Consider the following 15,339-nt stretch of genomic DNA (forward strand, 5'->3'; position numbering starts at 1 on the left):
ATTCACTCGCAATTAAAACAAAAAAGTCAGCATTTGCTGACTTTTTATTTTTGAGAGTGAGTTTAAATGTTTAAGTTGCCATTTAATAAGGCATAGATTAAAAATCCCACCCAGCTCGCTGCCAGTAATATCCAAGGGAACTTAGGCGATGAGGTCGGCGCTTCAGCGATAAACTCAATTTCACTCGTTTCTTGGCGTGACTTGGCTTTTAAGTCTTGCTTACGTTGTTTATCTCGGCCACGGGCTTTTGCCTTTTGCTGCTTTTTATATTCCGCAATGCCTTTTTCGATACCTTGAGCAATTAACTTAGTTTGCTCTTTGGTTTGCGATGGTTTTTGCGTGGCTTTGGCCACTTTCATTGCTTCGTTTTGGGTTTCTTGAGAAATCTGCTTCGCCATTATGCCTACAAATACAGTATTGAATTCTTAAAGACACTATACCGAATCTTGAGTGGGAACTTAAATTGTAGATTAATTATTGTTAAACCATGAGCTATCGCACTAAGTCTTACCATTGCTTTGTCGTAAAATGTTTCTTTCAATATAAGGAATCGATAAATGTCTGACTCAATTCATGGTCGTAATGTTATTAAGCTAATGAAAGAACAAGGTACGCCTAAGGCTCACCAACAATGGCTAGCACTTATGGCACAAGAGTTTGGTGAAAATGCTGAGTTTCATACTTGTAGAGCCAGCGATATGAATGCGGCTCAGTTAGTCGATTTATTTATCAGTAATGGCCGATTAACTGAAACAAAAGCGGGTTTTGTTATTAACCAATGTGGACATTGTGCAGGTAAAGAGCACAGTGAAGAAGGCCATTCGCACGATTAGTTGATGACTGATGAGGCAATGGAGAGCTATTTGGCTTGATGTTTTAGCTTATTGCCTTGACAAATTTACCATAAAAAACGCCACTATTGAGTGGCGTTTTTTATAGGTGAAGGCTTAGCCAATCACGCTTAGATAGCCTTGCAAAATAATCGCATTAACAATATCTATAAAGAATGCGCCTACAATTGGCACGACCATAAAGGCTTGTGGTGAAGGGCCTGTTCTTGATACTAATGCACCCATATTCATAACCGCAGTTGGGGTTGCGCCCATACCAAAGCCGCAGTGACCGCCAGCCATAACAGCAGCATCGTAATTACTGCCCATTAATCTAAAGGTGACAAAGTAGGCAAATAAAGCCAGGATTATGCCTTGGGTCAGCAAGATAATTAACAGTGGAATCGCTAAATCAAAAATCTCCCATAGCTTTAAATTCATTAATGCCATTGATAAAAATAGCGCTAATGACACGGTGCCGAGGATATCAACACACTCACTGTTTATTTTAAATCCACGGGTTAACTCTGTGGCATTGGTGATAACAACACCGAAGAATAGTGCATAAACAAATTCAGGCATTTTCAGCCAAGTAATGTCGTATGCAGTAACAAATTTACCGAACCATTTAGCCCCAGCAACACATAACAGCAGAACAAATAAAACTTCTAAAATCCGTTTAGCGGTTACTCTGTCTTCTTCAAGCTGGTCGTAGGTCACTAAATCTGGGTGATCTTCATGATGATTTCCCCCACACCGTAGGATGAAACCAGCTTGTTTTTGTTAATCAATCGCTGAGCGACTGGGCCACCGATAATACCACCCATTACCAAGCCAAACGTCGCTGCTGCCATGGCAAACTCAAGGGTGTTCATCCCGTAGTTCTCTTGGAAGGTTTGTGCCCAAGCTGCGCCAGTGCCATGACCTCCTGAAAGGGTGATAGAGCCAGCAATTAAGCCCATTATAGGTTCCAAACCTAATGCAGTAGCCATGGTTACGCCAACACCATTTTGGATAATGATATATAAGGAGGCGATACCTAAAAACAAAAAGACTTTACTACCGCCCTTCATAAGCAATTTGTAACTTGCCGCTAAACCAACGGTGCTGAAAAACATTAGCATCAAGGTGTTTTGCATCGATAGCGTAAATTGAAGACTGATGTTATTGAAGTGCAGCAAAGTAATAAAGCTGGCAACGATCAGTCCGCCCACGATGGGTTCTGGGATATTATATTTTCTAAAAGCGGGTAAATGACGGTTGACCGAATGGCCAATGAATAGGACTAAAATCGCTACAAGAAACGATTCAAGCTCTCCAATAGAATAGACTGTATTCATGAAACTCCTTTGGATAGCAATGAAAAAAGTAACACACTGCTTTAACGCATCACCACATGGTATGCCTTTATATATGACTTAAATTAATTAGTTATGCTGATTATAGATTATGACGGAGCTAAAGATAATGCTATCAAGCTAAATTGATGGCTTATTGCGCTAAAACAAACACAAATTAACATGTAATTAATCTCACGAATGCAGTTGTTAAGTTCAAAGATACAGATGTAGGTGACTTGCTTGTCACTTGTTAACTTTTAAGGACTGGACTTTGCGTTAATTTAAACCCTTGTCATTGATAAAAGGTGATTTGATGAGAGTGACTATTGAGTTTGCTGATGAGCATTAATCTGAGCTGCGGTAACTATCATTGATTTTATTTTGGTGTCAAAGGAGGGATTAGGATGAAATTCAATGCTAAAAAATGGAGTAATGACTTTCATCATTACTCCATTTTTATCACTATTATAATGCTTTAAAACGCAATTAAAGCTGCACTCCAAGAATTAAAATAGAAAATTAATCTACTGCAACCATAACATTGCTAGCTTTGATAATGGCATAAGCATTGCCACCAACCACTAAACCTAGTTGCTCACAAGATTTTTTAGTGACAACAGAAGTGATTTCAACACCTGCAGCTAATTCGATAACGATTTCGTTATTAACTGAACCTTCTTCAATAGAAAGAATTTTTCCAACAAGTGAATTACGTGCGCTGATTTTCATATTTTTGAAATCTCTATGTAGTAAGTGAATATATATCAATGATATATATGATTAATTTATCTTATAAAAAATTGTTTGCAATAAGATAATGCGGCTAATGTTATAAGTTTAGTTAGTATTTTGTGGTTTTGGGGGCTATATCGCAGTTTAGTTTATGAAATTGCACTTTATCTTGCTTATTGTATGTCATTCATTAGTTGTAATTTTCAATGTTTGTTATGCCATTATCTTGTGAGCCTATATAACATTCATTAATTATCAGTGAGTTATAATAATGTAAATAGTCAATAATTTGACTTGTTAACTGCTTGGTGCTGGTGTTAAAATTCGCATGTTTTTTTAAACTGTAGATACTCTAATGGCAAACTCGTTGCAAAATGAGGACGCAAAGTGACAGCACAGGCGGGTCTGTGGGCTGCATTACTGAGTGTTAAAAGATGACAGATAATTTTGTGCAACTTATAACACTAGGATTTTAAATGAAATTGACAACTAGATTAGGGATGCTGTTAGCACTGTCTTGTTCAACGGCCTCTGTAGCTCAAGCTGATGAACTTGAACTGGTATCAGGACAATACTTCTACGGCTATGAAGAGCAGTTTAATCATGGCTCTTGGGGGATCATTGATGATTTAGATTTTTCTGAGTTACAAGAAGAAAACCCTAATTCGTTAAAGAGAGAACTGAAGGCATTGTACTCTGAAGATGAGAAAATGTACTTTGATGTTCAATGGACCCGTAAAACGTTAAAGAAAATGTTCCCTGAGCAATGGGCACAAGTTAAAAACCTAGAAGGTGATGAGCGCCGCGACGCCATTAAGAATATACGTAACCAAGCATGCGATGCCAAAATGGAAGTGGGTTATGCCACAACATATGGTATTGACGGTGAAGGTTATGCTGCTGAATTAGATACGCATGCCTGTGGCGGTGAAACTCAACTTGGAACCGTTAGAATGCGCACTTATGTGCCAACAGTTCCAGGTGCAAAGTATGCCATTTCTGTTAAATATCAAAAGCGTGACTATGATTATGAAGCTCATGGCGCACGAAATGAAGCAAATGCATATCGTGATTTAATTGTACGAGTAGGCTCGGAAAAACATAACTTATCACTTGACGCTGTCGAAGGTGAGTCACTGGATCAAGGCTTTAAAAAAGCTTGGATAACGTTTACAGCTGATCGCTTTTATACGCCTGTGATTTTACGTGACAGTGGTTTTCCAGATAGTTACGGTGTCTTGATCCGTGGTGTGCAAGCATTTAAGACTGAAGACAATGATCGTGAGTTAGAATGTGCGGCTTATTATCCTGAATTTAGTCGTGATCTAAAGCGTTGTTTAGTGGGAGACGTTGATCCTAACTTAATGGGCTGTGACTTAACACAAGCAACACTAAATTGGACGAAAGGCGATAAGCTTATTGATGACGAAAATCGTTCTATTGAAGAAAATATCTTTAGTACTGCTAAAAATACCTTCTTATCTTTGGGTCAAGCAGGAAAGCTTAACCTGATTTTAAAAGAAAATGGTATCAATGCTAGCTGCCCTATTTCAGGTAAAACCTTACACCTTAATGAGTACACAGGTAATAATGGTACTTATGAAGAGTATGCTGAAAAAGGAGTGATTGCGGTTAAATTATTAGGTTGTATGGACGATAGTTTAAACGGTGTGTCTTTATTGGCAAATCAACATTTCTCTGCTGATCCAGAGAAGCCTTTTGAATTACAAACTAACGATAAATTCGAATATAACTTCGCTCCAGAGGTTTATGCTGAATGTCGATTATCAAGAATTACCATTAAAGATAAAACGCATAAAATCCCAGAAACACAACAGGGATATGTAGAGAATAGTGATGGTATCGATTTAAATAAGATGACGCTTTCTAACGAAGATTAATTCGCACGTTGCTTCATTTAATGAACTAAAAGGCTGCCAATTGGCAGCCTTTTTATTTGTTAATTCTTCCCATAAGACTCTATTTCAAAGAAGGATTTTTGTTTGTTTGAAATTATTTTTCATCACTTACTATTGGAGGTGTGTATAAAAAGTGTGCTAGGTTAGAATTTGTAAGGATGAGCTTAATGTCAATATCAATGGCTCATTACGCTTATGAAGCTGTGAATACTGAAGAATGAATAATATTAAGGATGATAAGAGGTGTTTATGCTCAGGATGTTGCGATTAACGATAAATGGAACCGCAGTTGAACCGTGTCGCAAAAATATAGTTGGTTACTTAACGCCATTGTTTTTTGGCGGCATGTTATCTGTTTTATTAGCAGGTTGTAGTACCACCTCGCATTCTTCAGCCAAATTAAATGTAATACCTCTTCCTGAAAATGGCGCTTATTTTGTTAACGCAATTGATTTGGATATAGCAAAAAATAACTTAGTTCCATCGGTAGAGAGTTTGTCAGCATTACTACCAGATCAAGTCGACGAGCTTGAAGCCTTCATTGCAAGACCTGAGATTGCTGAGCTTTCGAAGCGATATCAAGTGGTTCGTTTTATTAACAATAAAATGGTTAATTTTAATTACGAAGGCTTAAATTATAATACGGCTCAAGCTTGGCAAAATAAGTCTGGTAATTGCATGGCTTTAGCTATGCTGACGTATGGTGTGGCAAAGCATTTAAACGTGAGAGCTGTTTTTCAAGTGGTCCACTCGGCGCCTTTATTAACGCATATTTCAAATGACTTAGTCGTGACCTCAGATCATGTCCGTACCTTTTTATATGAAACGGATGCTGGCGGTGTATATATTAATGGTAGTGAATTCACCGTCATAGATTATTTCCCTGATAGAAACGATCGCACGGGAGCGGTGGTCAGTGAAGATGAGTTTCTTGCTATGTTTTATCGTAACCTCGCTGCAGATGCCCTTCTCGCCAATGACTTAACCTTGACCTACTCTCTGTTAGAAAAAGGCTTACAACTTGCCCCTAAGTATATTCCATTGATTAATATGATGGCTGTGGTGCATCGACGAGTGGGAGATTATCAAGTTGCTGATGCTTACTATCAATATGGCCTACAGTTTGAATCTAACTCACTGACATTATTAAGTAACTATAATTATTCATTATATTCACAAGGTAAAGTACTAGAGGCTGATGCCGTTTATCAGCAACTCATTCAGCTAGAGAATGAGACACCTTACGGTTGGTACTCAATGGCGCAAGAAGCGACGAGACAGCAAGACTATTTTGCTGCAGAAGCATTCTTAGAAAAGTTTATCAATAACAGCCCTTATTATCATCAAGCCTATTATGAACTCGCCAAAGTACAGAATGCACAAGGCAAAGTGTTAAGTGCGAAAAAAACGCTTGAAAAAGCATTGGAGTTAACATCTATGGGCAAGAGTCAGCAAAAGTACTTAGCAAAATTATCTTGGCTTAAGCAAAGTAACAGCCCTAGTCATCAGCAGTAGAACAGCTATCAGTTAATAATAAAGCCGCATATTGCGGCTTTTTAATTTCTGAGTTTAAGCGAGGCTGCTGCGTTCTAATCAATATCCAGTTCTCAGCTTTGGATGCGCTTTGGTATTAGTCAATGCTTAGCGCGACCATTTTCAACGGATGATTGCCATCAAATGAAGGGAAGTCTTCATGGCAGTGGATCCATTGTTGATGAGTCACACGCCGACCTTGTTTTTCAACACAGCGAATTAAGCTCTTCAGCCAAGTATCACGCTCAACTTTAGCGACATTATTACAACACACAATCGTGCCGCCAGATTTTGTAGCTAACATGGCAGGTTTAAACAAGCCTTGGTAATCATTGATTAAATCGACAGTACCAAATGGACTTTTAGCAAAGCGAGGGGGATCGAGAAAGACTAAATCAAATTGTGTTGCTGGCAGCTTTGGGTATTTAGGTAATTTTTGCCCACGGCGTCCGCCGACCTTAAGGCCTGCAAGCTGACGTAAAGCTGGAAAAGCATCACTTTGTATAAACTCACACACTTCTGTTACGTCATTAAGTTCGGCATTTTTCTTTCCAGCTGCTAATGCAAAAGAAGAAAAGTCTACGTTCGTGACCTTGGTTGCCCCGCCCATTGCTGCCGCAGTGCCGATGCCACAGGTGTATGAAAATAAATTCAGCACCGTTTTATGTTCACTATGCTCTCTAACAAATTCACGGCCAACTCTCATGTCTAGAAACAGCAGAGGGTCTTGCCCTTCATGACGTAATTTAGACGTAAATTGAATGCCATTCTCTTTAATAACTTGTTCAGAGCAAGCAAATTCGTGATGGTCACTTTGTAGTGCATTTTCGACACGGGAATTGCGTTTTGAGCGATCATTATAAATGACAGGTAATGCCGTTAATTTTGTGAGGACTTGAGTCAATTCTTCCAGCTGCGTTTCAGTTAAGGTCTGGTGAAATGTTTGAATTAACCATGCATTGCCATAGCGATCAATATTCAGTCCATTTTCACCTTCAACAGTGCCATGGTAAATACGAAAGCAATCTGTTTGACTGGCTTCTGCTTGAGCGAGAAATGTTGCTCTACGATCGATGGCATGGGTTAATGATGTTTGCAAAGACATAAATAAGTGCTCAGTGGCGAATAGAGATATAAACGGTGATTATATCAAGCTTTACTAGATTAAGGGGAAATCCCTAGCCTGAAAGGCTGGTAATTATGGCAATAGCGCCTAGGCTAAAAGAAGATTATCCATAAATTTAGTGATGGAGGCTCAGTTTTCAGATGTTAATAGTATTTCAGCTATTGAATAGGGCATATATTACTGAGCCCGTAGGTTGATTGGTTAGGATTTAGAGGTTTATTTGAAGCAGCTATTTTGTATTTCCGCTAAAAAAATGTTGTTTTGTATCCTGGGCCTATGTGGTTTTAGCTTGACTTTATCTGCCAATGAACTGGTTTTTGACCCTTTGCTCACGATTAATGATAGTCAGCAAGGGCGACAGTTGGTGGAGCTTTATTTTCAAGCAGAAAATTCACCAGATAACACATTTAATACCATAACAAGCATGAACACTTCAGGCGTGTTTGATAATAATGTGTTTTACACCGCTGTTTATTATCGCATTCTCCATAATATTGCTGTTGCAAAATCGGATCTCGATGCTGCGTCCCAGTCCGCTGAGAAATTATTTGAGTATGGTCAATCGCAACAGCTGGATTGGATCCTTGCAGAAGGCTTGACCTTAAAAGGGATCCTCGCTGCCCGCCAAGGTGAAAGCAAGCAGGCTTTTGACTATATTGAGCAAGCGATTGTAATCTGTGAATCAATTCATTATGAGCGACTATTAGCAAGAGCACTCAATACTCGAGGTATATTACACTCACGCAATTTAGACTACGAAGCATCTTTAAGTGATTATCAAAAAGCCATTTCATTGTTAGATGAGAGTAACCAATATCATTTTTTAGGGCGAATATATTCAAATATTTCAGTAGTTTATTCGAGATTGAAAGATTGGCGAAATGCCATTGAATACAATCAGAAAGCCGCCGAATTGTTGTTGAAGGACGACAATATCAGTTATGAACTACTGGTTGTTTTATATAGTAATGCCAGTAATTTGATGTTGCAGGTTAACGATATCGCCGCCGCGACAGATTTTAGCCATAAGAGTACAGTTGCAGCACGTCAGTCAGACAATGTGCAGTTAATTGTAAATGCATTATGGACTGAAGCAGAATTATTGTTGCAGCAACAACAAATGAGCCAAGCAGAGCCGATTATATTGGAATGTCTATCACTTGCTCACGAAGCCTTAGATCCCCTAGCATCAAAGCAATGTTTATATGGTTTAAGTGAGGTAAGATTTAGTCAAAAAAACTATGAGCAAGCAACAGAGTATGCAAACCAATTATTGCTAGATTTTGAAGATATTAATAATCAAGATTGGCTCTTAAAAACACATCAATTACTTGCCCAAATTTACCAAGAAACGGCTCAATACCCAGAAGCTCTCGCACATTTGACCACTTATTATGAAGGCACTCAACGGCAACTGTTCGATAAACGTGAAAAACAAATCTATGAGTTACAAGTGAAATTCGATGCGCAATTACAAGATGAAAAAATTGCGTTATTGACTGCGGAGAATAACTTAAAAGCTGCCACGTTAGAGAAAAAAGAGCTCCAAGAAAAGTTGTGGGTTTTAGTGTTTAGTGGATTAACTATCGGAATCGCGCTTCTCATTCATCGCTATACGTCTAATAAAAAACGTATCTCAACATTACGTTCAACCAACAAAAATCTCTATATGCAATCGAATAAAGATCCACTGACGGGTTTATACAATCGCCGGTTTGTAGATAACTTTGTTGAGCATAAAATCACTAAAACTGGGGTAGAGTATTACAGTGTGCTCATTTTGGATTGTGATTTGTTCAAGAAAATCAATGATACCCATGGTCATGACGCTGGCGATGAAGTGTTAATGGCATGTGCCACTCGTTTGCAAAACAGAATCAGAGCAAACGATGTGCTAGCTCGCTGGGGCGGTGAAGAGTTCCTGATATTATTAGCGCTTGAGTCTGATGAATTGCAGCAGCATATCTTGGAACGATTTAATCAGGTGATAGCAGATACCCCGGTAGAATATTCTGGACATTCACTCAAGGTGACGATTTCTATTGGGGCAACTAAGCCTATTTTATCGTCTGAACTTGTGCAACATTGGCAGCATTATCTAACTTTAGCCGATAGTGCGTTGTATCAGGCTAAATCACATGGACGAAATTGCGCTTTTATCGATGGGGCAATTATTGAAGCTTCATAGTTTACAAAGCTCGTACATTGCCAAGGTTTGCTTAGGAATTTGAAGGTACAGAATGAACCTTAAAGGTTTTATCGGCAATCAGTTTACCATTGAGTTCTAGTGTCATGCGCCAGTTTCCCACTTTGTTACTCACAGGTGCCCAAATACAATCGCCTAAATAAAACTTCCAATCATTTTCTTTTATATACACTTCGCCATCGTAAGGCGCTTCAATATTACCTTTTGCATCAGGGATATTTGGATGATAGATACAATATTTAAGCACTTGGTTTTTCGCTTTTTTAATGCGAGTGACAAAGCCGAACTCCATGTCTATTACGGCTGGTACATGGACTGTTGCTTCTAAAAAGCGGGGGAGCTCATCACTTTCAGAGTCCCACTTACTGAAGATGCCTGATTGGATAATCTTGATATCTGCTTTTAATTTACTCATAAACGTCTAAATTCAATTGACTTGGGTAGCGATTATTTCGCCTTAATGTGCTTAATCGCTGCTTGCATTGCAAACTCATAACCCTGAATGCCTAACCCGCAAATAACCCCTTGTGCTTTATCTGAAAAATAAGAATGACTTCTAAAGGCCTCTCTGGCGTGCACATTTGAAATGTGAACCTCAATAAAGGGAATGTTAACGCCTAAGATCGCATCTCTTAGTGCGACACTTGTATGAGTGAACGCCGCAGGGTTAATAATAATGAATTGAGCGTCAGTTGCATGAATCGCATCGATAAGCTGATACTCGGCATTAGATTGAATATGATCAAACGCTAAGCCAGACTGCTGAGCTAATTGGCGAGCATTTTCAACCACGGTGTCTAAGTTATCGTCACCGTATAATCCAGGCTCTCGGCGGCCCAATAAGTTAAGGTTCGGGCCGTTAACCAATAAAACTTTTGCTTGCGTTGACATGTTCATTCCTTGCTAAAAGTGTTGCAGCTCGCTGCGTTAAGTCAATTGCGATGTTACTGATCAAATGATTGGACTTAAGTGAGTGTAATTTATCATGATAATGATAGCCAAATCGGGAATTATTTTCATGATAACCCGCGGTAATGGCTAATAATCAGATTTGCTTCTTCGTAGCGCTTTAGTCGCTCCGCGCTGTTTTTTTGCGTCAACACGGCGACGCTGACTAGCCTTAGTTGCCTTAGTGGCAATTCGGGCTTTTTGAACAATCCCGACGCTTTTCACTAATTCAATAAACTGCTCTAGTGCCAGTTGTCGATTAAAATCTTGGCTACGACTTTGCTGACACTTAATAATAATTTTGCCACTTTTAGTAATGCGGTGATCGGCTTTGGCTAGTAACTTTTGCTGATAAAACTCAGGGAGTGAAGACTGCCTAATATCAAAAATGATCTGCGCCGCAGTTGACACTTTATTGATATGCTGGCCACCTGCACCACTTGAACGGATAAATTGCCATTCAATTTCATTATCTTCAATGCTGACACGGTTGGTAATATTGATCATTGTGCTAAAACGCTTCACTTTTTTAAATCATAACTGTGGTTAGCTTAACAAACTTTTGTTTAGTACAGCGGATAAGATTTGCTACTATCAACAATAATATAGGCTGAAACAGATGTTGATACATCGTTATGCAGCCGCATAGACAGTTTGGAGTTGCGTTATGTTGTGCCAAATCCCTGATATTTCCCCAGGTGTCATTAGCTTGTTTGTTAGTGGACGTTTATCGACCCATGATTACCAAACGCACTTGCAACCATTGATTACTCAGTATCGTGACAATAGTGGCCAAGTAAAATTATACATCGAAGCTGATGTGTTGCTAGAAGGGTGGGATGTCAGCTCATTAATGGGCGGAGATAAAGTTCAATTACCGCCATTTGATGCTTTGGTGTTTGTAGGAGGCCCTGACTGGGTAGGTAACTCGGTTAATTTACTTGCGCCATTCATGCAAGGTGAAGTAGCGTGGTTTCCGTTAGAGCAAAAACAACAAGCCATAGCATGGCTTAAGCAGTGATGTCAGTGTCGTGTTGCGCCATAAAACCAATTTAGATATATTTTTGTTATAAATTCAAGGAAGTAAAATTAAATGTTCAATAATAAAACCAACCGTTTAGCGGCTAAATTAACGATTATTTTTGCTGCAGCTGCATTGGTCCTAGGGTTGAGTGCTTGCTCGCCTGAAGTAGGAAGTGAAGCTTGGTGTAAACAAATGAAAGATAAGCCTAGTGGTGATTGGACTGCTAATGAAGCGGCTGATTATGCCAAGCATTGTGTATTCTAAATGATCATAAACCGTGATCGCGTTATTTATTATGACATTCAAGGCTAGCGGGTTTAGCACTTTTAGGTAAACTCATTGTCTTATGACTAGCCAGTACTTTCATTAAGCTATTTAACTTGCTTGTTAAGTGCTTGGCTAGGAGTTATTTATCAGAGGTCATTTGTGTCATTGTCAGCCAGTAAAACATGTGCAAAATTAATGGTCGCCGTTATGTTGCTGCAATTTATCAGCACTAACTTAGGCGAGCATCAGTTGCATCTTGGTGATGGCGAAAACGAGCAAGTGAACCATTCCCACATCGTATTTTCAGCACCAGCTGATGTTTGCGATAAAGCTGATGATTTTACTCACTTATTTAATGCAACCTCGACAGCATCTGAAATCCATAACCATACGTTTAAGGCTGACAACCAAGATTATGAACTGTGTTTAGATTGCCAGTGTCACGGTGGTCATAGCGCAACAATTGATTTTGTCGCTCAGCTTATGCCTGTGGCAATAATTTCTGAAGCGCCAAAAACTGTTATTCAAACTTACATTCCCCCAGAAGCACGCTTAAGTTACCGCCCTCCTATTTTATTAATCAGTTAATGACTTAACTGATTAATCTTGCATAGTCATCGTTTTAACCGACTGGTTCTGTCTAATCCTATTGGGTTTGAGGCAGCCTGTATTGAGGCTTGTTATAAGTCGCCAAAAGGTTAACTCGCTTAGAATTTAACTATTTTTACATCCAGATAATTTCAGGGTGATAACGGCTTTGCACGATTAATCATCAATTAATTTTAGATTTTGACTTAGGTCGAAACGAGAATAAATGATGAATAAATCTATTATTTCTTCGGCGCTTATTGTGCATTTAAGCATGATGGGGGCGAGTATTGCGTCTATACAAACTGTGCATGCCGAAGGGGCGTTAGCGAGCACCTTTAATCGGCCAATGCATAACACTGCTCACTCAGCACTTGAGCGCACTAATGTTACTACAAGTACTCAATCGTGGTTTGACACCTTGATGCTCAGCTTTGAACAGTTGCCACAAATACAGGCCCAAATGTCGTTAAAACGCCAAGCTTTATTGAAGTTATCAGCCGCAGATAATGCGATTTATAACCCAGAGCTTGGCGTCGATTATCAACATGCACCGGAGGACGACACCTTCACTATCGTCTTAAGTCAAACCATTGATTGGAGTGATAAGCGCGGCGCAGCAATTCGACTAGCGCAATTGGAGTCAGAAATCACCTTGTCGGAAGTGGCAGTTGAGCGCAGTCAGATACTGTCAAAACAATTGTTGGCCATAGTGGCGCTGCAACAAAATCAAACCTTGTTCGCTTTTAATCAACAGCAGTTTGATTTAGCAAGGGCGCAACTTGCATTGGCTGAGCAGCGTGTCGAAGTAGGCGATATTGCTATGGTTGAACTGCAACTCATGCGTCTTGATGTCGCCAACAATGCAGCGGCTTTGGCTTTAGCAGAGCAAGCATTACTTGTTGCAGAAACAGAAGTTTACACCTTATTAGGCCATGAGAGTGTACCTAATATAACGCTAAACAGTTTAATAGAGCTGACATTAAGCCAACGAGTCACTCCAGAGTTACCCGCATTAAAAACGGCCTATCAACAAGTCATGCTAGCCAAATTGCAGGTGAATCAGTTGAAGGCTGACTTATCTGCAGATCCCAGTATTAGCCTCAGCGCAGAGCGTGAAGGTAGTGATAATAAATGGGGGCTAGGTGTGTCGATTCCATTAACCGTCCGAAACAACTACCACAACTCCTTTGCTGCAGCGAACGAAAGCATTGCCATTGCTGAACAATCTTATCTAGCGACAGAAAAGGCACTGCATCAACAGTGGCAGCTATTTACTCGTGCAATCCCAAGATTATTAACGCGTTATCAAGACTGGCAGCAATTAGTCGAGCAATCAGGTCAAGAGGCGACAGCTTTGATTTCAGGCCAATGGCAAACAGGTGATATTAGCACCAGTGATTATCTGCAAAGTCAGCGGCAAATGAGCACTAGCTTTGTTGCTGGTGTCAACTTAGAGGCCAATTTGTATCAACACTGGCTAACGTGGATGGGTGACAGCGGGCAGCTTGAACAAGTGCTACAGCAGCATTTTATGACCAGTAAGTCAGCAACTACCGATGCTTTAGCTGATTAACTAACAACAATATTGAGTGGTTATTTGTTGAGTTTATAAAGCGAATAACGACTTAAAAGGAACATTATGAATATTCAACATCTTAATAAAAAACTGAACAAACGCTCGCTAACTGTTATCGCGATACTGGTGTCAATTTGCTATATCCCCCAAGTATTAGCAGGGCCTGGGCATAACCATGCCGAGAAACCACAACAAAACGAGCGCATTACTCAGCAGAATGAAATCACTGATGAGCATAGTAATGCGTTAGTGCTTACTGACCGTCAGCAGCAAATGGCTGGTATCGAAGTGATGAGCTTATCAAGTAGCACATTTAACTTAGATGATGTGGCTACAGCAACCCTCATTGTCGATCGAGATCATACCGTCACCCTAGCGCCCCAGTTGGATGTCAGAGTGCTAAAACGTCATGTGGTGCCAGGCCAGTTAGTCAAAAAAATCAAGTTTTACTGACCTTGGGCGGCGCGGCAGTGGCTCAAGCGCAAGCGGATTATATTACCGCAGCAGCTGAGTGGAATAGAGTGAAACAGATGAGTAAAAACACCGTCAGTGAAAGTCGACGATTAGTGGCAAAAGTACAAGCTGAGCTGACTCGTGCCAACCTCGAAGCGCTCAGTATGACGGCATTGCAAATCAATCAATTGATTACCAAGCCAGAGTCCATTGGTCGTTATCAATTATTGGCACCGATCAATGGCCGGGTGCAGCAAGATGTGGCCATGATAGGTCAGGTTTCTGCTGGTGGAAGCCCGTTAATGCAGCTAACGGACGAGTCACACTTATGGGTCGAAGCTCAGCTTTCTGCTCATCAGGCTGCGGGGATACATAATGGCGATAAAGCATTAGTCAGAGTCAATGAGATATCCATTGAGGGGACGATTATTGGCCGTTCCCATGAATTGGACTTGGTGACGCGCACAGAGCAAGTATTAGTGAGCATCGATAATAGTGAATACGGTTTACATGCAGGACAATTTGCGGAGTTGTATCTACCAAATAGTCTCGATGGGGGTGTCGTGTTGCCTGATTCAGCGTTAACCCGCAGTAACGATGGTCATTGGCAAGTGTTTATTCAAGATGATGATGGGTTTGAGGCAGTTGAAGTTGAAGTGATTGAAAGTCAGCGTGGAATGAATATGGTCAAGGGCATTGAGCCTCGCGTTCATGTGGTGATCAGTGGTGCGTTTTTGTTGGCGTCTGAACTTGCAAAAGCAGGTTTTGATATTCACAACCACTAGGAGCTGAGC

At 40.1% G+C, this 15,339-nt stretch carries 14 protein-coding genes, 2 pseudogenes and 1 riboswitch; of the genes and pseudogenes, 9 read left to right on the plus strand and 7 right to left on the minus strand.

All coding sequences use genetic code 11. The annotated features are described in order from the left end of the window. Positions 1-62: 62 nt before the first annotated feature. The gene (locus ACGEDC_RS11405; RefSeq protein WP_055022812.1) at positions 63-398 is read right to left on the minus strand and encodes a DUF2956 domain-containing protein; all 336 of its coding nucleotides are present in this window, start codon (positions 396-398) and stop codon (positions 63-65) included. Positions 399-557: 159 nt separating this feature from the next. Here ACGEDC_RS11405 and ACGEDC_RS11410 point away from each other — a divergent pair, with 159 nt between their 5' ends. Beyond that, on the plus strand, positions 558-833 hold the full coding sequence (locus ACGEDC_RS11410) for a YecH family protein (protein WP_394493314.1): 276 nt from the start codon (positions 558-560) through the stop codon (positions 831-833). Positions 834-947: 114 nt separating this feature from the next. Here the strand turns inward: ACGEDC_RS11410 and gltS are convergent. Continuing rightward, positions 948-2,170 (minus strand): annotated as a pseudogene (gene gltS, locus ACGEDC_RS11415) (sodium/glutamate symporter). A gap of 519 nt (positions 2,171-2,689) precedes the next feature. Then, positions 2,690-2,899, minus strand: coding sequence for a TOBE domain-containing protein (locus ACGEDC_RS11420; RefSeq protein ID WP_055022809.1), 210 nt, complete (start codon positions 2,897-2,899; stop codon positions 2,690-2,692). A 350-nt stretch (positions 2,900-3,249) separates the two neighbouring features. Beyond that, positions 3,250-3,327: riboswitch (cyclic di-GMP riboswitch) on the plus strand. Positions 3,328-3,378: 51 nt separating this feature from the next. On the opposite strand from ACGEDC_RS11420, the gene ACGEDC_RS11425 reads away from it, so the two are divergent. Then, a complete protein-coding gene (locus ACGEDC_RS11425) occupies positions 3,379-4,803 on the plus strand; it encodes a hypothetical protein (protein WP_394493316.1) in 1,425 nt (474 codons plus the stop codon). A gap of 267 nt (positions 4,804-5,070) precedes the next feature. Further along, a complete protein-coding gene (locus ACGEDC_RS11430; protein WP_394493318.1) occupies positions 5,071-6,336 on the plus strand; it encodes a tetratricopeptide repeat protein in 1,266 nt (421 codons plus the stop codon). Positions 6,337-6,451: 115 nt separating this feature from the next. On the opposite strand, the gene ACGEDC_RS11435 is transcribed toward ACGEDC_RS11430, so the two are convergent. Beyond that, positions 6,452-7,459, minus strand: a complete 1,008-nt coding sequence (locus ACGEDC_RS11435; protein WP_394493320.1) for a class I SAM-dependent rRNA methyltransferase — start codon at positions 7,457-7,459, stop codon at positions 6,452-6,454. A 310-nt stretch (positions 7,460-7,769) separates the two neighbouring features. On the opposite strand from ACGEDC_RS11435, the gene ACGEDC_RS11440 reads away from it, so the two are divergent. After that, positions 7,770-9,668, plus strand: a complete 1,899-nt coding sequence (locus tag ACGEDC_RS11440) for a tetratricopeptide repeat-containing diguanylate cyclase (protein ID WP_394493322.1) — start codon at positions 7,770-7,772, stop codon at positions 9,666-9,668. A 31-nt stretch (positions 9,669-9,699) separates the two neighbouring features. On the opposite strand, the gene ACGEDC_RS11445 is transcribed toward ACGEDC_RS11440, so the two are convergent. The 3 genes from ACGEDC_RS11445 to arfB all read right to left on the minus strand — a co-directional run bounded on the left by ACGEDC_RS11445 (position 9,700) and on the right by arfB (position 11,141). Next, on the minus strand, positions 9,700-10,101 hold the full coding sequence (locus ACGEDC_RS11445) for a DUF3859 domain-containing protein (RefSeq protein WP_394493324.1): 402 nt from the start codon (positions 10,099-10,101) through the stop codon (positions 9,700-9,702). A gap of 32 nt (positions 10,102-10,133) precedes the next feature. Continuing rightward, the gene (aroQ, locus tag ACGEDC_RS11450; protein WP_394493326.1) at positions 10,134-10,577 is read right to left on the minus strand and encodes a type II 3-dehydroquinate dehydratase; all 444 of its coding nucleotides are present in this window, start codon (positions 10,575-10,577) and stop codon (positions 10,134-10,136) included. 147 nt (positions 10,578-10,724) lie between these two features. Beyond that, positions 10,725-11,141: an alternative ribosome rescue aminoacyl-tRNA hydrolase ArfB gene (arfB, locus tag ACGEDC_RS11455; RefSeq protein WP_055022802.1), complete on the minus strand. Its 417-nt coding sequence runs from the start codon at positions 11,139-11,141 to the stop codon at positions 10,725-10,727. A 160-nt stretch (positions 11,142-11,301) separates the two neighbouring features. Between arfB and ACGEDC_RS11460 the strand changes: the two genes are divergently transcribed. From ACGEDC_RS11460 to ACGEDC_RS11480, 5 genes and pseudogenes are all read left to right on the plus strand, one after another. Then, on the plus strand, positions 11,302-11,655 hold the full coding sequence (locus tag ACGEDC_RS11460) for an STAS/SEC14 domain-containing protein (protein ID WP_055022801.1): 354 nt from the start codon (positions 11,302-11,304) through the stop codon (positions 11,653-11,655). Positions 11,656-11,727: 72 nt separating this feature from the next. Beyond that, positions 11,728-11,922, plus strand: a complete 195-nt coding sequence (locus ACGEDC_RS11465; protein WP_055022800.1) for a DUF3012 domain-containing protein — start codon at positions 11,728-11,730, stop codon at positions 11,920-11,922. Between the two features lie 162 nt (positions 11,923-12,084). Then, entirely contained in the window at positions 12,085-12,513 is a 429-nt protein-coding gene (locus ACGEDC_RS11470) for a hypothetical protein (RefSeq protein WP_394493329.1), read from the plus strand. 226 nt (positions 12,514-12,739) lie between these two features. Continuing rightward, a complete protein-coding gene (locus tag ACGEDC_RS11475; RefSeq protein ID WP_394493331.1) occupies positions 12,740-14,089 on the plus strand; it encodes a TolC family protein in 1,350 nt (449 codons plus the stop codon). 66 nt (positions 14,090-14,155) lie between these two features. Next, positions 14,156-15,330 (plus strand): annotated as a pseudogene (locus ACGEDC_RS11480) (efflux RND transporter periplasmic adaptor subunit). Positions 15,331-15,339 lie beyond the last annotated feature (9 nt).

This window comes from Shewanella sp. ENK2, assembly GCF_043568515.1.
GTDB lineage: Bacteria > Pseudomonadota > Gammaproteobacteria > Enterobacterales > Shewanellaceae > Shewanella > Shewanella japonica.

Excerpts from the sequence above, each read along its gene's own strand:
- arfB (WP_055022802.1), bottom strand. The coding sequence starts at position 11,141 with ATGATCAATATTACCAACCGTGTCAGCATTGAAGATAATGAAATTGAA.
- ACGEDC_RS11425 (WP_394493316.1), top strand. The coding sequence starts at position 3,379 with ATGAAATTGACAACTAGATTAGGGATGCTGTTAGCACTGTCTTGTTCA.
- ACGEDC_RS11435 (WP_394493320.1), bottom strand. The coding sequence starts at position 7,459 with ATGTCTTTGCAAACATCATTAACCCATGCCATCGATCGTAGAGCAACA.
- ACGEDC_RS11410 (WP_394493314.1), top strand. The coding sequence starts at position 558 with ATGTCTGACTCAATTCATGGTCGTAATGTTATTAAGCTAATGAAAGAA.
- ACGEDC_RS11465 (WP_055022800.1), top strand. The coding sequence starts at position 11,728 with ATGTTCAATAATAAAACCAACCGTTTAGCGGCTAAATTAACGATTATT.
- ACGEDC_RS11430 (WP_394493318.1), top strand. The coding sequence starts at position 5,071 with ATGCTCAGGATGTTGCGATTAACGATAAATGGAACCGCAGTTGAACCG.
- ACGEDC_RS11405 (WP_055022812.1), bottom strand. The coding sequence starts at position 398 with ATGGCGAAGCAGATTTCTCAAGAAACCCAAAACGAAGCAATGAAAGTG.
- ACGEDC_RS11460 (WP_055022801.1), top strand. The coding sequence starts at position 11,302 with ATGTTGTGCCAAATCCCTGATATTTCCCCAGGTGTCATTAGCTTGTTT.
- aroQ (WP_394493326.1), bottom strand. The coding sequence starts at position 10,577 with ATGTCAACGCAAGCAAAAGTTTTATTGGTTAACGGCCCGAACCTTAAC.
- ACGEDC_RS11475 (WP_394493331.1), top strand. The coding sequence starts at position 12,740 with ATGATGAATAAATCTATTATTTCTTCGGCGCTTATTGTGCATTTAAGC.
- ACGEDC_RS11420 (WP_055022809.1), bottom strand. The coding sequence starts at position 2,899 with ATGAAAATCAGCGCACGTAATTCACTTGTTGGAAAAATTCTTTCTATT.
- ACGEDC_RS11445 (WP_394493324.1), bottom strand. The coding sequence starts at position 10,101 with ATGAGTAAATTAAAAGCAGATATCAAGATTATCCAATCAGGCATCTTC.